13 protein-coding genes and 1 pseudogene are annotated in these 18,176 nt (G+C 36.8%); 8 read left to right on the top strand and 6 right to left on the bottom strand.

Translation table 11 applies throughout. From position 1 onward, the window contains the following. Positions 1 to 199 precede the first annotated feature (199 nt). Both MCY_RS03520 and pth read left to right on the top strand, forming a co-directional pair. A complete protein-coding gene (locus MCY_RS03520) occupies positions 200 to 820 on the top strand; it encodes a 50S ribosomal protein L25/general stress protein Ctc (protein WP_007346995.1) in 621 nt (206 codons plus the stop codon). Positions 821 to 906: 86 nt separating this feature from the next. Further along, positions 907 to 1,476 (top strand): aminoacyl-tRNA hydrolase, encoded by a 570-nt coding sequence (gene pth, locus MCY_RS03515; RefSeq protein ID WP_007346994.1) that lies wholly within the window; start codon positions 907 to 909, stop codon positions 1,474 to 1,476. A 407-nt stretch (positions 1,477 to 1,883) separates the two neighbouring features. On the opposite strand, the gene MCY_RS03510 is transcribed toward pth, so the two are convergent. Then, positions 1,884 to 2,627 (bottom strand): L,D-transpeptidase, encoded by a 744-nt coding sequence (locus MCY_RS03510; protein WP_007346993.1) that lies wholly within the window; start codon positions 2,625 to 2,627, stop codon positions 1,884 to 1,886. Between the two features lie 255 nt (positions 2,628 to 2,882). Here MCY_RS03510 and ychF point away from each other — a divergent pair, with 255 nt between their 5' ends. Next, positions 2,883 to 3,986, top strand: a complete 1,104-nt coding sequence (gene ychF / locus MCY_RS03505; protein ID WP_007346992.1) for a redox-regulated ATPase YchF — start codon at positions 2,883 to 2,885, stop codon at positions 3,984 to 3,986. A 155-nt stretch (positions 3,987 to 4,141) separates the two neighbouring features. Here the strand turns inward: ychF and MCY_RS03500 are convergent, their stop codons facing one another. The 4 genes and pseudogenes from MCY_RS03500 to petA all read right to left on the bottom strand — a co-directional run bounded on the left by MCY_RS03500 (position 4,142) and on the right by petA (position 7,387). Beyond that, entirely contained in the window at positions 4,142 to 4,582 is a 441-nt protein-coding gene (locus tag MCY_RS03500) for a PRC-barrel domain-containing protein (protein ID WP_007346991.1), read from the bottom strand. A 99-nt stretch (positions 4,583 to 4,681) separates the two neighbouring features. Beyond that, on the bottom strand, positions 4,682 to 5,584 hold the full coding sequence (locus MCY_RS03495; RefSeq protein WP_007346990.1) for a cytochrome c1: 903 nt from the start codon (positions 5,582 to 5,584) through the stop codon (positions 4,682 to 4,684). Next, positions 5,578 to 6,834: pseudogene (locus tag MCY_RS03490) on the bottom strand (cytochrome b). The gene MCY_RS03495 and the pseudogene MCY_RS03490 overlap by 7 nt, the downstream one beginning before the upstream one ends. A 4-nt stretch (positions 6,835 to 6,838) precedes the next feature. Beyond that, positions 6,839 to 7,387: a ubiquinol-cytochrome c reductase iron-sulfur subunit gene (gene petA / locus MCY_RS03480; RefSeq protein ID WP_007346987.1), complete on the bottom strand. Its 549-nt coding sequence runs from the start codon at positions 7,385 to 7,387 to the stop codon at positions 6,839 to 6,841. A gap of 974 nt (positions 7,388 to 8,361) precedes the next feature. Between petA and MCY_RS03475 the strand changes: the two genes are divergently transcribed. Continuing rightward, on the top strand, positions 8,362 to 8,838 hold the full coding sequence (locus tag MCY_RS03475) for a tRNA (cytidine(34)-2'-O)-methyltransferase (protein ID WP_007346986.1): 477 nt from the start codon (positions 8,362 to 8,364) through the stop codon (positions 8,836 to 8,838). Positions 8,839 to 9,424: 586 nt separating this feature from the next. Here the strand turns inward: MCY_RS03475 and MCY_RS03470 are convergent. Next, complete coding sequence (locus MCY_RS03470; RefSeq protein WP_007346985.1) at positions 9,425 to 10,672, bottom strand: CCA tRNA nucleotidyltransferase; 1,248 nt, start codon at positions 10,670 to 10,672, stop codon at positions 9,425 to 9,427. A gap of 186 nt (positions 10,673 to 10,858) precedes the next feature. On the opposite strand from MCY_RS03470, the gene MCY_RS03465 reads away from it, so the two are divergent. The 4 genes from MCY_RS03465 to MCY_RS03450 are packed head-to-tail and all read left to right on the top strand — an operon-like array spanning position 10,859 to position 17,690. Continuing rightward, entirely contained in the window at positions 10,859 to 11,890 is a 1,032-nt protein-coding gene (locus tag MCY_RS03465) for an AAA family ATPase (protein ID WP_007346984.1), read from the top strand. Further along, entirely contained in the window at positions 11,891 to 12,802 is a 912-nt protein-coding gene (locus MCY_RS03460) for a DUF58 domain-containing protein (protein ID WP_007346983.1), read from the top strand. Beyond that, the gene (locus MCY_RS03455) at positions 12,799 to 15,594 is read left to right on the top strand and encodes a DUF4159 domain-containing protein (RefSeq protein ID WP_007346982.1); all 2,796 of its coding nucleotides are present in this window, start codon (positions 12,799 to 12,801) and stop codon (positions 15,592 to 15,594) included. The genes MCY_RS03460 and MCY_RS03455 overlap by 4 nt, the downstream gene beginning before the upstream one ends. After that, the gene (locus tag MCY_RS03450; RefSeq protein WP_007346981.1) at positions 15,594 to 17,690 is read left to right on the top strand and encodes a glutamine amidotransferase; all 2,097 of its coding nucleotides are present in this window, start codon (positions 15,594 to 15,596) and stop codon (positions 17,688 to 17,690) included. Before MCY_RS03455 ends, MCY_RS03450 begins: the two co-directional genes overlap by 1 nt. The last annotated feature ends 486 nt before the right edge of the window (positions 17,691 to 18,176 follow it).

Below are 18,176 nucleotides of genomic sequence, written 5' to 3'. Positions count from 1 at the left end.
AACGGTAGAAATCATCGATTTTTCCCACAACTCTTGCATCTATGAATAGTTTGAATTATAAAATAAACTTCTGCGTAGACACCCTTGGAGGCAACGCAGAGTGGAGCGATCGCGACTTATCAGCGTATATCTTCATATCCATGCAAAAACTGTTATTGTTTTTGAAGGATCTCCAATCATATAATAAAGGACTTATATTATGAGCAAAAGCTATACTCTTAAGGCCGAAAAACGCGAGCGGGTTGGTAAGGGGTCCTCCCGTGAACTTCGCCGCAACGGTCTTATTCCTGCTGTCATTTATGGTGAAAAACAACCTCCTTTGACAATAACAGTGCCCTATAAAGAAATTTTCTATAAAATTCACGCCGGTGGCTTTCGTACAACTATTGCAACGATTGTTCTTGACAAGCAAAAAATTATGGTCTTACCAAAAGATTATCAATTAGATCCCGTGCGTGATTTTCCTCTCCATGTAGATTTCTTACGTATTTCAGAAAAATCCTTTGTAGAAGTGAATATTCCTGTCCGTTTCCTCAATGAAGATATAGCACCTGGACTTAAAAAGGGTGGGGTGCTCAATATTGTACGACACGAAATTGAATGTACTGCTCCAGCAAATGCTATTCCTGAAGCTATTGAAATTGATCTCTCTAGTTACTCTATTGGTGATTCTATTCATATTTCAGCAGTGCAATTGCCAAAAGGTGTGACTCCCATCATCCAAGATCGAGACTTTACCATTGCAACCATTGCTGCTCCTGCTAACATGGATGTCAGTGATGGAACTTCTGAACAAGAAAATGATGAAGGCCATACATAAACTTCATAAAATTCAACAGGCGGGAATTTTCCCCGCCTTATGATTTATGAGGTATTACCCTCTCTCATATTTTGATGAAAGTGCACATGTGGCTTATTGCTGGTCTTGGAAATCCTGGTTTACAATATCAAAATAGCCGCCATAATATTGGTTTTATGGCTGTTGATGCTATTTATCAGTCTTTTTCTTTTTCTCCATGGTCAAAGAAATTTCAAGCAGAAATTTCCAATGGTTTCATAAACAATGAGAAAATTTTTCTTATAAAACCGCAAACTTTTATGAATCTCTCTGGTCAAGCTATCGGTGATGCTTTGCGGTTTTATAAATTAGATTTGAAGAATTTAATCATCATTTATGATGAGTTAGACCTATCACCAGGAAAAGTCCGTGTAAAAATTGGCGGAGGAAATAATGGGCATAATGGTATTAAGTCTATCGATGCCTATTGTGGCACTGGCTATTGTCGTATACGCATAGGAATTGGTCATCCTGGAAGCAAAGAACTTGTTCATCAGCATGTTCTTGGAAATTTTACCAAATCTGATCAAGAGTGGTTACACTCTCTCTTAGGTGCGATTGCAAAAAATATTGCTCTCCTCATAAAAGATGAAAAATCTCTCTTTATGAATGAAATTTCACAAACAGTAAAAAAATAATAACTTATCTTAACAGCTCATTTCTCTCGTTGATAAAAAATAAACTCCTCTCAAAGGAAATTTATATAAATATTAATTTGTAATATTTTTTTAAACCTGTAACAAAAATTTCAAATATCATAAGATTTATTTTACATTTGTTGACCATAAAATAATCAAAACCATTGGTCTGTGCCTCACAAGTTAGAGGCATATGGATAGAAGCTCTTGAAAAAAAAAGAAAATGCCTCCCTATAAACCTGTTCAAAGGTAAAAGTTGTTGGCAATATTAGAAGCTGGAAAATAAAATAATGATACCAGCTTGTACATATTTTTGAAAAAGTTTGTATTCTCTTTAATTTGAGAAAGAGAAGATTGAACAGCAAACTAAAATACTCAAATAGCTCTCTCCAATCTTCTTCCAAAAATTAAAAAAATTCATTTGGCTGAATAGTCGACTGTAGTGGATCGTAACCATTTGAGTGTTGACTGTAAACTGTAGGTACACTCCTATTGTTTTGCAACACCACGACACGCGAACCAATAGGAACACGATCATAAAGATCAATAATATCTTGATTGAGCAAACGGATACATCCACTTGAAATAGCACGTCCAATTGACCAGGATTCATGTGAGCCATGAATACGGAAAAGTGTATCTTTCCCATTTTTGAAAAGATAAAGTGCCCGTGCACCCAATGGATTATCGGGTCCTGGTGGCATTCCTTTCCCCAAATGACCATAACGTTCTGGTTCTCGAGTCATCATGGCTGCAGTAGGAGCCCAATTTGGCCACCGGCGTTTACGCTGTACAACTCCTTCACCTTCAAATGCGAGGCCTTCCTTACCGACCCCAATCCCATAACGTAAAGCCTTTCCATTCTCACCAATAAGATAAAGAAAACATTCTTGCATATCTATAACCAATGTTCCAGGTGGATAAGATGTATAATAAATCACTTCTTGTCGCCAAAACTTCGGATCAATTGTCGCAAGATCAACAGCAGGTAATAAATAAGTCTCATTCGTTACAGGAGCATACAAAGCCTGGATTTCTGGCGGAATATAGCGGGCTTGTTGAAAAGAAGCCGATGACATATCTGATTGATGTGTAGCACATCCAGCCAAAGCTAAAAGTGATGCAATTAAAAAGACACAACGAGATAACACTCTTCTATTTTCTCCGATTAATTATTTATGCAAATTTGCGTACCATGAAAAACTTAGCACACTATTAACATTAACTCGAAGTTTTCTTAATTATTAAAATAAGACGAACTTTAAAAGGTAAAAAAGTAGATTATTCATTGCTGGAGACTTTTTTCTCACTTATCGCAATACTAAAGACTATAACTCCTCTGAAAATATGCTATAGATGAAAAAGTTTTACCTTGTTTAGAAAATCAACAGAAAAGAAAAACTCTCATGGGCTTTAAATGCGGTATTGTCGGATTACCTAATGTTGGGAAATCAACTCTTTTTAACGCATTAACAAAAACAGCCACTGCACAGGCTGCCAATTATCCTTTTTGCACCATTGAACCTAATACCGGTGAAGTTGCTGTTCCAGATTTAAGAATGGAAAAAATTGCATCGATTGCGGGTTCAAAAGAAATTATTCCCACACGCATTAATTTCGTTGATATTGCGGGGCTTGTACGAGGTGCTTCAAAAGGCGAAGGTTTAGGAAACAAATTTTTAGCCAACATCCGTGAAGTCGATGCAATTATCCACGTTTTACGCTGTTTTCAAAATGAAGATATTACCCACGTAGAAGGACGTATTGATCCTATTTCTGATGCGACAATGGTTGAAACTGAACTCATGCTAGCGGATTTAGAAAGTCTTGAAAGACGAATCGTACAAATCCGTAAACGAGCAATTGGAAAAGACAAAGAAGCTCTCACAATTCGGCCGGTTATGGAAAAAGTATTAAATATCCTGCAACAAGGAAGTCCTATCCGGTTATTACTCAAAGATATCTCTTCAGATGAATACCATATTCTGAAAAGTTTAAATCTTCTCACTTCCAAGCCTGTACTTTATATTTGCAACGTAAGCGAAAATGATGCTGCTCATGGAAATAGTCTTACCCAAACAGTTGAAAAAATGGCAACAGAACAAAATGCGCAAAGCATTATCATTTCTGCTTCGATCGAAGCAGAAATCACGCAACTTAGTGATACTGAAGCATCAGAATATCTTAATGCTTTAGGTCTCTTTGAACCAAGTTTAAACCGCCTTATTCGTGCTGGTTACCATTTACTTAATCTCATTACTTACTTCACCTGTGGGCCTAAAGAAACACGAGCATGGACAATTACGCGTGGTACAAAAGCTCCCCAAGCAGCTGGCGTTATTCACTCAGATTTTGAACGAGGCTTCATTCGTGCCCAAACCATTAGCTATAATGATTACATTGCTCTGGGTGGAGAAAGCGGTGCAAAAGAAGCAGGGAAAGCCCGCGATGAAGGAAAAGAATACATTGTACAAGACGGCGATATCATGTTATTTAAACATAATACCTAATCTTCGCTCTCCCTTCGTATTTTATATTAAAAATTTTTTAATAAATTCATGAACACTTGTCGCAAAAGCTTCAAGAATCTCTTGAGCAAAAAACAGCTGCTATCATATTATTATGATAGCAACTGTTTTATTCATTAAAGAATGAGAGTATAAAATTAGCGTGTCCAACGTCCTTCGTATTTAAATGTTGGAGCGTCCTTTAAAGAATCCTTTGTCGCATTTGTAATAAGTCTCCACTTACCATAATCATTCGTCATCTGGATTGTTTTTGGAGAAATAATCACATACCTCTCTCCTATACCAAGGAAACCGCCAACAGCAATAACAAATCCCGCAATATTATTTTCACGTAAAATAATATCTTTTACTTCACCAATATTTTCATCTTCTATATTATAGACATTGGCACCTATAAGGCTAGAAGCAACAAAATCTGTTTCTAAAGGTGTCACGTAATGCACAGAATTATCTATCCCTACCTGTACAATACCCGTAGAAGAAATCATTTCAGGTTTAGAGGGTATTTCAAAAGACTGAGCATAAGTACTAGAAACTATCAAAATTGACATCAGAGTAGTACATGCAATTTTTTTCATTTTAACATCTCCGTTTTTACTTTGCTTTTACTTTATAAAGTCTCAATGCATCATAAACAGATTTGTTCCTTATGCTCTTTATACTGTTGAAAAATCATATCATTTTTTATTTATTTTGACTTTTATTTCTTTTCTACATTCTTCTTCTAAACTACGCCAAATACGACATTTTAAAATATAAACGAGCCCTGCAAAAATGATTAAAAATAAAATAACACGAAAACCGGTTTTTTTTCGAATTTCCATGTGGGGATCCGCAGCCCACATCAAAAAAGCAGAAACATCACGCGCGTAATGTTCAATAGTTTGAGGAGTTCCATCTTCATAAATAACGATACCATCACTCAAAGGAGGTGCCATAGTTAAAGAATTACTGGCAATAAAATAAGGATTATACCAATAACCATCAGCAATTTTTATCTTCTTGGGTGCCTCTTGATATCCTGTTAAAAGAGCTGTAATATAATCTGGGCCGGTCGTATCATAATGAGTCAATATATCGGTAATTAAAGCAGGAAACGGCGAAGGTATACTACGTGCACGTGCTATCAATGATAAATCTGGAGGATAAGCACCATTCAAAACAAATCTTGCTTCTTCTTCATGTGCAAAGGGAGAAGGAAAATAATCTGTTACAACCCCAGCTCGTTTAAAAAACTTTCCTTCTTGATTAGGGCCATCGGGCACTTCATATTGCCCTGCCAAAGCTTTAATCTGTTCTTGATCATACCCAAGAGCTTTTAAATGGCGAAAAGCCACATATTTTAGCCCATGGCAGCTGGAACAAATTTCTTTATAAACCTTTAATCCACGCCTCAATTGCGCTTTATCATAAAGCCCAAATGGCCCTGAAAAACTCCATTCTTGTTTTTTAGGAATTTGTAAAGAAAAAGAAATCAGTTCCTCCTCTTGAGCCAATTGAATATCAGTATGACTGGCCGTACTTTGAATAGAAAAGCTCATAGCAACAATAACAATTAATCCAACAAAAACATTTACCATAGTCTCTTTCTTTTCTGCTTCAGATCGTGCATAATTGAAAAAGGAAGAGAACAATTTTTTTCAAACGTAGGTAAAACCGGCAAAATAACCAAAAAGAATATAAAATAATAAACCGTAGCCAATTGCGTCCATAAAAGGATGTTCTCACTTATTTCTCTTGACCCCAGCCACCCAAGAAAAATGACATCAAAAACCAACCCCCAAAAGAAAATTTTATAAACAGGTCGATACCTTGCTGAACATATTTTAGAGCGATCTAACCATGGAACAAAAACTAAAACACAAATCGAACTAACTAAAAGAACAAAGCCCATAAAGGTTGAGGGAAAAATAACAATATCAAAAGTTATAGAACGCAGCATTGCATAAAAAGGCAAAAAATACCACTCTGGAACCACACGAAGTGGTGCCTTTAAAGGATGGGCTACGCTATAATTTTCGGTTTGCCCCATATAATCAGGCATATAAAATAAAAACCAAGCAAAAAAAATCAGAAAAACAGTAATGGCAAAAATATCTTTGATGAACGCATAAGGCAAAAATGGCACCGTTTCCTTGTTTAATTGTATAGCAAGACCCGTTGGATTTCCTTGCCCAACACAGTGGATTGCCCAAATATGAAGCCACACAAAAAGAAGCAAAACAAATGATAAAACATAATGGAAAACATAAAAACGATTCAATGTTGGTTGTCCTACGCTATAACCACCAAGAAATGTCTCATGCAACCATGCCCCCACCAAAGGTATCGTTTTTAAAAGACCTGCAATCACTGAAGCGGCCGAAATAGACATCATCCCCCAAATCAGCACATAACCAAAAAATGCGATTGCCATCATGATGATATAAATAAAAATCCCTGTAACCCAAACCATTTCTCGCATATTTTTATAAGAACCATAATAAAGACCACGCGCCAAATGGATATAAACGGCAATAAAAAAAAACGAAGAACCTACACAATGCCATGGACGAAAAAGTCAGCCAAACTGCCCTTCACGCCGAAATCGTTCACCCGTTTCAAAAGCTAAATGAATATCTGGAACATAATGCATAGCTAAGACAATACCGGTCAAAAGCTGTGATAAAAGCATAATGGCCAAAATACCGCCAAATGTATAAAAGTAATTAAGGTTACACGGAACAGGAAAAATTACAAATGCATTATAAAAAAAACGAGGAAGAGGAAAACGCTTATCAAACCAACGAGAAAGAGCATTTTTAGGACAATAAGGAAGAAAATTTGCCATAACCTTATCCTATTTTGAGCAAAGTATCAGAAAGAAATTGATAAGGTGGAATAGCCAAATTATAGTTAGCTGGACCCGATCTGACTCTTCCAGCTGTATCGTAAACAGACCCATGACACGGACAAAACCACCCTCCAAATTTCCCTGACTGCCCAAGTGTTACACAACCTAGATGTGTACAAAGATTAATGACAATAAGCCAATTTTCACGCCCTTTACCTGCTGAACGTGCAAAATCCGTCGCTTCCTTTTCACCTTCAAAATTAGGATTGCGAGCTTGACGATCTTTTAGAAGCCTCAATTCAGTATCGCGCGCATCAGCAATTTCTTTTGCTGTACGATTTCGAATAACAACAGGTTGTCCTCGCCACTTTACCGTCACCGACATTCCCTCTTCAATACCAGAAACATCAACCTCAATGGAAGAAGATGCCAAAACATTCTCATCTGGACGCAACTGACGGATAAAAGGCCACGCAACCACCCCTATTCCAACTGCTCCTGCAACAGCTGTTACCAAAAACAAAAAATCTCGTCTTGTTTGCTCACTCATTGCCTTAATTTAAAGAGACACTTTGCTAAAACATTTTTTTATCATACCCTCCCCCTTGTACAATGCCTGCTCATTCAGTTGCCTTAACCATGAAAATATCACCGTAAAAAACTCCTACTATTTGTATGCTTTATAACTAAAACTGGTTTAATAATGATTTGCCATCTTATAGAGTGAATAAAATCCCTAGAATATCGTAAGTTTCTTTTATTGCAAACCTATTCATATTAAAGCAACCAAAACCACTCTTCTGCCTGTTTCAAATAGAGATAACGTGTAAATAAAAACTTTTAAAGAAAGAAAAAAGAAACATAATATTAAATCTCAGTGAATAAACTGCTCCACTTATCGATAATCTCTTCAAAGAAATTTACAGAATATAGTTCCATCCTCCAACTGGTTGTATGAATATTTTCCTGCTTATACTTTTATATAAATATATAAAAATTCTGTTTTATCGATTTTAACTAAAATGAATGATCCAACCTCTTTTTGAAAATATCCTTCTTTTCATCATAATAAGCCAATCCATTTTATATATCATTCAGTGTTCACTACAGCATTTAGCATTTGAGATGATGCATGAGAGACTTTCTTTAATATTTTCTTTCGTATTTTTATCCCCACAACTCTCTTCCTGTAATATGCAAGCCAGTGTTTTTGATTGATTCAACATGAAACAGATTTGAAATGAGAAAATTTTACGATATTCAGAGTTCTAATTCAAATTGAATATTGAATAAAGATAAATTATCATTATATATCAATATGTTGATTAATAAAATACCTAATTAAGAAACTCCTTTTTATCTCAAACAAATCCATGTCAGTAATTTTTTTCTGAAATTTAAAACAAATAAAAAAACAAATGCAAAAAAACATGTATTCCTCAAGCATATTTTTTCGAACATATTTTTTAAATAAATTATGACGCTTCTTTACAAATATGAAAGAAAAGTCATATTATATGAAATATGACACTTCATATAGCTCTTTTCCAACCTGATATTGCTGGTAATACTGGAACAATTTTACGTCTTAGCGCTTGTTTTGGTTTACATGTGCATATTATTGAACCCGCTGGTTTTAATCTGTCGGATCGTAATCTTAAACGCGCAGGTTTGGATTATCTTGAATTTGCCTCCCTAAAACGACACATTGATTGGCAACATTTTATAAGCTCCATGAAACATTTTAACCGTCGTGTATTGCTCTTAAGTACAAAAGCTAAAACATACTATACGCAGATATGTTATCAAAAAAATGATGTTTTACTTTTTGGTCGTGAATCAGCTGGAGTTCCTGATTACGTTCATGAATCGGCAGATTGCACATTAAAAATTCCTATGCAATCACGAGCTCGTTCTCTAAATCTCGCCATGAGCGTGGCTATAACAACAGGAGAAGCACTACGCCAAATTGGCTATCATGAAAGAGAATATCATTTATAGAAACACAACAATTCCATTAAAATCTTTAATAGAATGTTAAAAATGCATAAACTATGATTTTAAAAGTAAGCAAAAAAATTTATAGCGTGTTAAAAGTAATTAAAAGAGAAGACTTGTCAATTATACTTTTGGAATAAATTACAGAATATCTCTAAAAGCCTATAACTTATCACGAAGAAAAATATACGATCATATAAATACAAATTAAAGCTTATAACACCTGCCATTTCTCAATAATTAAATGCTGATAAAATAAATAACTATAAAATTATATTGCTGCAAAATAACAAGAACTCTTCAATAAAGTTACTTCTCTTACAAAGAACAAAACGCTATTGTGTTGCTCAGTCATACATCTGATATGCATAAACATTTCCTAGGCGCCGTCACATCCATCGCATACCATCACCTGTGAATGATATAAACATCCATAAGGAAACATTTCTTTCCTTAGAATTGTTTTTATGCATATTGTTTTCCTCGCTCATAACAAGTTAAAGTAATAATTAAGCGAACCTTACAATATTCGAAGCTCTTAATTTTATATGAATAATTATGAATTAATATTTTAACTTAAAAAGCAATATTATAAATTAATTTTTTCTAACAATGCATGACGATCCATTAAAAATTTGCTTTCAATCCATATCATTTCCAGCTCTTTAAGCTTTTTTCCTAAAATTACTCCTTTAGCAAATCCCTTCTTTATTAAATCATTACCATTAATAGGAAAAATTGGAATCTGCCATTTTTGGGCAAGCTGATAAAGCTTGACATAAGCTTTTACTTTTTGCAAAGCGTCACTTTCTTCCAGAGTATCAACATATAACTCAGCAACAGACAATGATAATTGATCTAAAACCGGCTGTCGTCCATGAAAATAAATCAGTTTTTGCACAAAATGATCAGAACAGTTTTGGCTTATTCTTTCTAACTCTGCCCATTCCTTTAACCGCGTTGTTTCCTTATGGGAAAAACGCAAGCGCTGTGCCATTTTATGAAGACGTATAGGGTCAGGAGGAAGAAGACTTTCTAGCCGTAACAATGGATCAACTCTCCAACCAAAAGCCTGCTCTGTTTTCACCAATGCGTGAATGGCATCAATACCCCATTTTTCTGTTTCAGGAAAAATGAGTGTCAAAATTCTGCTTTGTCGCATCCATAAAAGAGCACGTGTCGGATCAGAAGCAGCAAGAAGCTTTTTCATTTCTGCCCAAATACGCTCAGAGGAAAGTTTTTTTAAACCGTGTTTTAAACGAACACATGCCTTCAACCCTTGTGCATCAGGTCGCCCTACTCCATACCACGCAAAAAAGCGAAAAAATCGTAAAATACGCAAATAATCTTCACAAATACGATCTTCTGCAACCCCAATAAAACGAACTGTTCGGCTCGCAATATCACTCAAACCTCCCACATCATCATAAAGGTTGCCAGCAGCATCACAATAAAGCGCATTTATTGTAAAGTCACGCCGTTCAGCATCTTTTTTCCAATCGCGACCAAATGCTACTTTTGCATGACGACCATCTGTTTCAATATCGCTGCGCAGCGTTGTCACCTCATAAGAACATGAATGCGCAACCACTGTTATTGTACCAAAATCAATCCCTGTAGGAATAGCTTTAAATCCTACTTCTTCTACACGCGCAATAACCTGTTGCGGCAAGCAGGTTGTTGCAATATCAATATCACTAATAGGCTGCTCTAGCAGTTGATTGCGTACAGCTCCCCCCACAATACGTGCCTCTTCGCCATCCAAAGACAAAACATGAAGAAGCGCTTGGATATCACTTTGTCGCAACCACATAGCTTGTTTGAAGTTCTGCCTCATAGTTTATCCTTTAACCTTTCAAAAACACACCTATTACTTCCCAAAAACTGTTCTCTGCTATACACGAATATAAAAAAACAGCATATGTTACTTCTTTTCTTTTCATTTTCTGTTACAAACAATAAGATATCCATTATCATGCAGAAAAAATTACTATTTTTACAACAAATGCCTTAAGGAAGAAATATGAGTCACCGTGATCCATCACCCAGTTCTGTGAAAAAAGTTAATACCAACCGTGAGGCCCAAGTAATTATTGATGATATCGATATGGCATATAAAGAACTGGATATTCTACAACAAGAAATTGACAAAGTTATTTTTGGACAAAGTCATGTGATTGAATATGCCTTAATCGCTATTTTTGCTGGTGGTCATGCCCTTCTTGTCGGTGTTCCGGGTCTTGCTAAAACACGTCTTATTGAAACATTGGGAACAGTTTTAGGACTTGATGAAAAACGCATCCAATTTACCCCTGACTTAATGCCATCAGACATTATCGGTTCTGAAATTATGGATTCCGATAAAAATGGTAAACGTTCTTTTCGCTATGTTCAAGGTCCTATTTTCACGCAACTTCTCATGGCCGATGAAATCAACCGTGCCTCTCCACGGACACAGTCAGCCCTTTTACAAGCTATGCAAGAATATCATGTTACCGTTGCAGGTACCCGTTATGATTTGCCACAACCTTTTCATGTTCTTGCAACGCAAAATCCTCTCGAACAAGAAGGAACCTATCCACTTCCTGAAGCACAGCTGGATCGTTTTTTGATGCAAATCGATATTGACTATCCTGATCTTACAACAGAACGACGGATTGTTTTAGAAACAACAAAAGAAAAAAAATCAAATGCAAAACCGATTTTGTCCGCCCTAAAATTGCAAAAAATTCAAAATATCGTTCGCAAAATGCCTCTTTCAGAAAATGTTATCGAAGCTATTTTAAAAATTGTCCGATCAGCTCGCCCTCATAAAGACAATAACCTTGCTAATACTTATGTTTCTTGGGGACCTGGTCCACGGGCATCACAAGCCCTCGCACTTTGTAGCCGCGCCCGTGCTCTTTATTATGGACGTTTAGCTCCCTCGCTTGATGATGTTGAAGCATTGGCTTATCCTGTATTACAACACCGCATGGCGCTCAATTTCTCCGCACGTGCTGAAGATATAACTGTAAAAAATATTATCAATAACCTTGTGAAAGATGCTCTTTGAATGGCTATTGGCAAAAAAGTTTTACAAAAGTCTCCCTTATCGTTGGCAGCTGTACTGCATAAAGATATTGGTAAAATGCCATATTTCCTTCTACAAGCACGTCATATTGCTAATACACTGATAACCGGATGGCATAGGCAACGGAAACACGGTAATGGAGAAAATTTTTGGCAATTTCGCCCTTATGTTGAAGGAGAATCTATTGCTCGTATTGACTGGCGTCGCTCAGCACGTGATGAAAATACGTATCTACGTGAGCGCGAATGGCAAATGACACAAACCGTTTGGCTTTGGCCTGATCAGAGCGCATCGATGCATTACTGTTCACGCTTTTCTAAAATCTCTAAAGGCAATTATGCTATCATTCTGACTCTTGCCGTGGCAACACTTCTCGCACGTAGTGGTGAACATATTGCTATGCCCAATTTAATGCCCCCCACAATGACATCCAATGTAGTAGAACAAATAGCTTTCGCTTTAGAAAATCGTTCAGATGAAAATTCATTTCCGGATCTTTCAACGATTACACGTTCTTCACATGCTATTATAATAAGTGATTTTCTCGATTATCCTGAAAAAATCATCCAACATTTAACCGTTTTATTCACAAAAAAAGTAACAGCTCATTTAATCGAAATTGCTGACCCCGCAGAAGAAAATTTTCCCTACGCAGGTCGTACAGAATTTTTTGACCCTGAAACGAAAGAAAAACACGTTTTCGCAAAAGTAGAAAACCTTCGTAACAACTACTGTAAGCTATATAAAGCACGACGACAAGAATTAGCAAATTTTTGCGCACGTCAAGGATGGTCTTATCACGTTAGTACAACGGATAAACCCTTAACAAAAACCATTTTGCATCTTGCAAATACAATGAGCGACTCTTCATTGCAAAAAAGGAGGACGCTTTGAGTTTTTCCGCTCCTTTTCTGTTACTAGGACTTTTATTCCTACCGGTCATTTTGTGGCTATTGCGGATAACTCCCCCATCTCCGCGTAAAGAGCTTTTTCCTCCTTTACGTTTCTTACCCAAACTAACTCAGCTGCAGGAAACCACAAAACATACACCTTGGTGGTTGCTCTTGTTGCGTTTAACCATAGCCGCACTTGTTATCATAGCTTTAGCCGGTCCCACTTGGAATCAAAAAACAATAGACTTGTCTGGATCCCAACCCCTTGCCCTCATCATTGATAATGGTTGGGTATCTGTAAAAGAGTGGAAAAAACGCATCTCTACTGCTGAAATAATCCTTGCACAAGCAGAAAAACAGCAAAAAAATGTTTATCTTGTTGCAACAGCTGAAAATGATATCTCCAATATGGAGCCTCAATCAGCAAAGATTATAAAACAACACTTAATGCATTTGCAACCACATCCTTGGCCTGTCAACCGTGTGCATATACTCAAAAAACTCAGCGAAATAACCAAAGGAAAACCTCTTGATATTGCTTATTTAAGCGATGGATTACAAACAAATGAAGATGAGCAAACTTTTGCTCTGATTGAAGAATTAAAACCTAGAAACTTTTTATGGTATTTGGCTGATATTTCCGATTTAATCAGCATAACAGCCATAGAAAATAACAATGGAAATATGGTTGCGCGTATTATCCGCTCAACAACACACAGCCAAGCTCCCGCTACACTCAGCCTCTATGATTCAGACAATCAACTTCTCGGTCAATTTACGAAAAGTTTCTCAGAAGGAGAAACAACAGCCCTGGTTCCTTTTGATATCCCCCTTGAATTACACAACGATATCGCGTGGATAAAAATCAATAACCAAAACCATGCTGCAGCAACCTTCCTAGTAGACAGCCATAACAAGATAAGCCGTGTTGCTCTTCTCTCACCAGATACCAATGAAATGGCACAGCCTTTACTTTCTCCATTTTATTATATTATTAAAGCATTACAAGGTCACACACAGCTTATAACAGCTGCGGGAAGAGAGCTTTCAATGGATATTGATCATTTGCTTAAACAAAATCCATCTGTTTTGATTATAGGCGACATTGTTAATATCCCTGAAAAAGCGGAAAAAAAACTTTCTGATTTTATAAATGAAGGGGGAACACTCATTCGCTTTGCAGGAGAAAAGCTCAGTAGCGCAGAACATTACGATAGCCTCCTTCCAATACCGCTGCGTCAGGGGCAACGTTCTCTTGGAAGTATTATGTCTTGGACAAAACCACAAAAGCTTGCACCTTTTGCAAAAAATAGCTTTTTCTTTAATCTTCCTTTTCCAGAAGATGTCACTGTCTCGCGCCAAATCTTGGCAGAACCAACTCCAAACCTTTTTGAAAAAACATGGCTTAGCCTTTCGGATGGAACCCCTCTTATTACAGCGGCAAAATGTGGTAAAGGTACACTCATTTTCATTCATATTGCCCCTGATCTAACATGGTCTAATCTTCCTCTTTCTGGCTTTTTTGCACAAATGTTGCAAAAACTAATTACATTAGGATCTTACGAAACCCCAAACCCAACACACAGAGAAAAAAGAACAATATTACAAAGCCCTTGGCGAATTATAGCCGCTGATGGACAACTACAAGTACCGTCTTCTGATGTTGTTCCACTGAGCTTTAATGCTCAAAATCCTCCCCGTCCTTCCTATCATACTCCACCAGGACTTTATGGTGTTAAAAATGATTTTTATGCGCTCAATCTCTTAACCCATTCATCACGCTTGATGAAACAATCATCATTACCAACTTCACTTAACAAGAGTCCTTTATCTTACGATACAAAAGAAAAAAATCTTATCGGTCCATTTTTAGGATTAGCTACCTTATTATTCGCCTTTGACAATTTTCTCATTTTATGGATAAGAGGTATTGTTTCCTTCAATAAACGACATAATATGTTTTTTCTTTCTCTCATAATTCTTATTGCCTTGTTTTCATATGATCCAACCCTTCATGCACAAACCATAGAAAATCATCATGATGATGTACAAGCTGCTGGTGCAACGCACCTTGCCTATGTTATAACAAACAATCATGAAATTGATACAACGAGTAAAAATGGTCTAGAAGCCTTAAGCCAATTTATCGCAGAGCGCACAATGCTTTCCCCGGGCTCTGTTACAGCACTTGACCTCGATAAAGATGAACTCTCCTTTTATCCCCTTATTTACTGGCCAATTGATGTTCAGAGTTCTATACCAACCCCTAAAATTCTTGAAAAAATAAATAACTTTATGAAACATGGAGGAACAATTTTATTTGACACACGTGACCAGATAAAGAGTAACCTTAATCTTGAAGGAAAGTCCACACCAGAAACGCAAAAATTACGAACTATCTTAAAAGAGTTAAACATTCCATCCCTTGAGCCAGCATCAACAGATCATGTTGTTGCACGTTCTTTTTATATTATGCCAGATTTTCCTGGTCTCTACCGTGGTTCACCTTTATGGGTTGAATCTTCATCAACGAACAAAAAAAATACAAATTCTCTTGCCAGCGGCGATAATGTAAGTTCCCTGCTCATCACCGCAAATAACTTTGCCAGCGCTTGGGCTCTCGATGAAAAGGGAAAATGGAAATATCCCCTTGTTCCCAATGATCCAATGCAACGCCTATGGGCATTTCGTGCAGGTTTAAATATTGTTCTTTATGTGCTTACAGGAAACTATAAAGCAGACCAAGTTCATGTTCCTGCACTCTTGGAACGCTTTAAAAGAGAAAGAAGGTAATGATACCACTTTTCACTTTTCAGCCTTTATTACCACTCTTTTGGATTCTGCTGTTAAGCGGAATATCCATTCTTTTTATCATTGTTGGTTTTGTAACAAAGCGTCAGGGGTCTTTATTTCGTCTAATGGCATTGAGTGCCCTCATTCTTACTTTGCTCAATCCCATGATTATCAAAGAACAGCGCGAACCGCTGAAAAGTACGGTAGGTATTGTCATTGATCGCAGCAAAAGCCAAACATTTGGAACACGGATAAGCGACAGTGATGAAGCGCGCGCGCAATTAATCGAAACATTGGCACATTATCCACAATTTGAACCACGTTTTATTGAAGCTGGAAAACTTGCTGATAATCAATATTCTCCCTCAACGAATTTGTTTGATGCTTTAACACAAGCTGTCTCTGATGTACCGCCCTCTCGTTATGCAGGAACCATTTTTATCACTGATGGACAAGTGCATGACATCCCTGATCTATTAGATCTTCATTATGAAGCGCCTCTCAATGCTCTGATCACAGGACACTCAAATGAATTTGATCGTCAAATCAAGTTTATTTCTCCTCCACGCTTTGCTCTTGTTAACAAACCACAAATGCTTTCCATTTTGGTAGAAGATAAAGGTCTTCCCCAAGAAATAATACCCCAGAAAGCCGATATTACGGTAAGCGTCAATGGACAAAAGGTTGGCCAATATTCTGTGACTCCTGGCGTCATTTTTCAAACCGAAATTATCCTTCCTCATGCTGAAAAAAATATTATCGAAGCAACCACCGATCCACACAAAGGTGAACTAAGCTTTGAAAACAACCTTGCCATAACAACCATTGAAGGTATCAGAGAAAATTTACGCGTTCTGCTTATTTCAGGTGCCCCTTATAATGGAGAACGGACATGGCGTGACCTTTTGAAAGGCGACTCCAATATTGATCTTGTTCACTTTACTATTTTACGCCCCCCTACCAAAGCGGATAATACGCCTTTAAGCCAATTATCTTTGGTGGTCTTTCCAACAAGAAAACTCTTCGTTGAAGAGATTAATAACTTTGATCTCATCATCCTTGATGGCTACCAGCACTCTGCTGTTCTCCCCTTAATCTATTATGATTATATCGTACAATATGTCCAAAAGGGTGGTGCACTGCTGATGGTAACAGGACCTGAATTTACCCAAGCAAACTCACTTGCAAAAACACCGCTCATAAGCATTCTACCGGCATTGCCTAATGGAAAGATTATTGAAAAACCTTTTCGCCCTGCATTAACAAAGGAAGGTGAACGCCATCCTGTCACAAGGGGTCTTGCAACACCTGACTATCCCGCTTCTCAATGGGGGCATTGGTTGCGACAAATTGCTATTCAAAACATAAATAACGGTATCGCCCTCATGAAAGGAGCTAATGATCAACCACTTTTACTTCTCTCCCACGTTGATAAAGGGCGTGTAGGTATGTTGCTTTCCGATGAAAGCTGGCTTTGGGCACGAGGTTTCGAAGGCGGCGGTCCTTATGCAGCTCTTTATCGACGAATTGCCCATTGGCTCATGAAAGAACCAGAACTTGAGGAAGAAAAATTAAGCGCAAGCAGCAGCCTTCATCATTTAACAATTCGCCGCCAAACCCTCAAAGAATATCCAGCCCCCGTTGAAATAATCTTTCCCTCTGGGAAAAAAGAAAATATTATTCTCACCAAAGAGCAGGAAGGTCTCTTTACCGCAACTATGACAACTGATGAAACAGGAATTTTTACCATTAAAAATGGTGATTTAACAATACTTTCTTCTGTAGGGATTATCGACAATCCTGAATTGTTTGATTTAATTTCAACAAAAGAAAAACTAGCTCCCATTATTAAGCATACTGGTGGCTACATCGGACGTTTAAACGTTAAGGGGAAAGAAAACATTCATCTTCCTCCATTCAAGTTGATACAATCAAAAATAAGTCCATCCCATTCCCCAGCACATTCAATTATTCTGAAAGAAGCGAAAGAAACCCGTTTAATCAATACTTCTTATTTTTCGATATTTTCTGGTTTTTTTGCACTACTTGCTTGCCTTTTACTGTTGAGCAGCATGTGGTATCGTGAAGGCCGTTAAAAAGTCTGAGATTTTGTATAATGATTTTATAATTCAGTTTATCCTTTTGTGTCTTTACTTATCTTTTATAATTATTTAACATATTGATTTATAATAATAATTTATCATTCTTGTTGTATATTGAGTAATAACTTTAAATATAGTAGAATTTTCCATATTTTAAATATCCTCAAATTAAATCAATAAAAATCATTCTCTTGCATATCGTTAGAAGAAGAGTATTATATGGGTAAGAAAACATTGAAGAAGAGAGAGTAATATCTCTTATGAATCCTCCAAAAGCAAAGATTTTTACAAAGTTGGAGGAGAAATAGCATGATGGTTTTGATTTGCAGTTTGTATAAGCGTAGAGATGATTGTGTACAATAAGCTTTATCAACTTCATAAGAAGCTTTCTCGTTATAGCACCGAATATCTTCGTAAAATTGACTCAAGCGCTTTGGAAAACGTTTTTTTATAAATGTGTGTCTGTACAACACAATGATA

Source organism: Bartonella rattimassiliensis 15908, assembly GCF_000278215.1.
Taxonomy (GTDB): Bacteria; Pseudomonadota; Alphaproteobacteria; order Rhizobiales; family Rhizobiaceae; genus Bartonella; species Bartonella rattimassiliensis.
This window is presented reverse-complemented; position numbering and strand designations above follow the sequence as displayed.

What these genes read in the sequence shown, in the direction of transcription:
- MCY_RS03520 (WP_007346995.1), top strand. Translation starts at nt 200, where the DNA reads ATGAGCAAAAGCTATACTCTTAAGGCCGAAAAACGCGAGCGGGTTGGT.
- pth (WP_007346994.1), top strand. Translation starts at nt 907, where the DNA reads ATGTGGCTTATTGCTGGTCTTGGAAATCCTGGTTTACAATATCAAAAT.
- ychF (WP_007346992.1), top strand. Translation starts at nt 2,883, where the DNA reads ATGGGCTTTAAATGCGGTATTGTCGGATTACCTAATGTTGGGAAATCA.
- MCY_RS03500 (WP_007346991.1), bottom strand. Translation starts at nt 4,582, where the DNA reads ATGAAAAAAATTGCATGTACTACTCTGATGTCAATTTTGATAGTTTCT.
- MCY_RS03495 (WP_007346990.1), bottom strand. Translation starts at nt 5,584, where the DNA reads ATGGTAAATGTTTTTGTTGGATTAATTGTTATTGTTGCTATGAGCTTT.
- petA (WP_007346987.1), bottom strand. Translation starts at nt 7,387, where the DNA reads ATGAGTGAGCAAACAAGACGAGATTTTTTGTTTTTGGTAACAGCTGTT.
- MCY_RS03475 (WP_007346986.1), top strand. Translation starts at nt 8,362, where the DNA reads ATGACACTTCATATAGCTCTTTTCCAACCTGATATTGCTGGTAATACT.
- MCY_RS03470 (WP_007346985.1), bottom strand. Translation starts at nt 10,672, where the DNA reads ATGAGGCAGAACTTCAAACAAGCTATGTGGTTGCGACAAAGTGATATC.
- MCY_RS03465 (WP_007346984.1), top strand. Translation starts at nt 10,859, where the DNA reads ATGAGTCACCGTGATCCATCACCCAGTTCTGTGAAAAAAGTTAATACC.
- MCY_RS03460 (WP_007346983.1), top strand. Translation starts at nt 11,891, where the DNA reads ATGGCTATTGGCAAAAAAGTTTTACAAAAGTCTCCCTTATCGTTGGCA.
- MCY_RS03450 (WP_007346981.1), top strand. Translation starts at nt 15,594, where the DNA reads ATGATACCACTTTTCACTTTTCAGCCTTTATTACCACTCTTTTGGATT.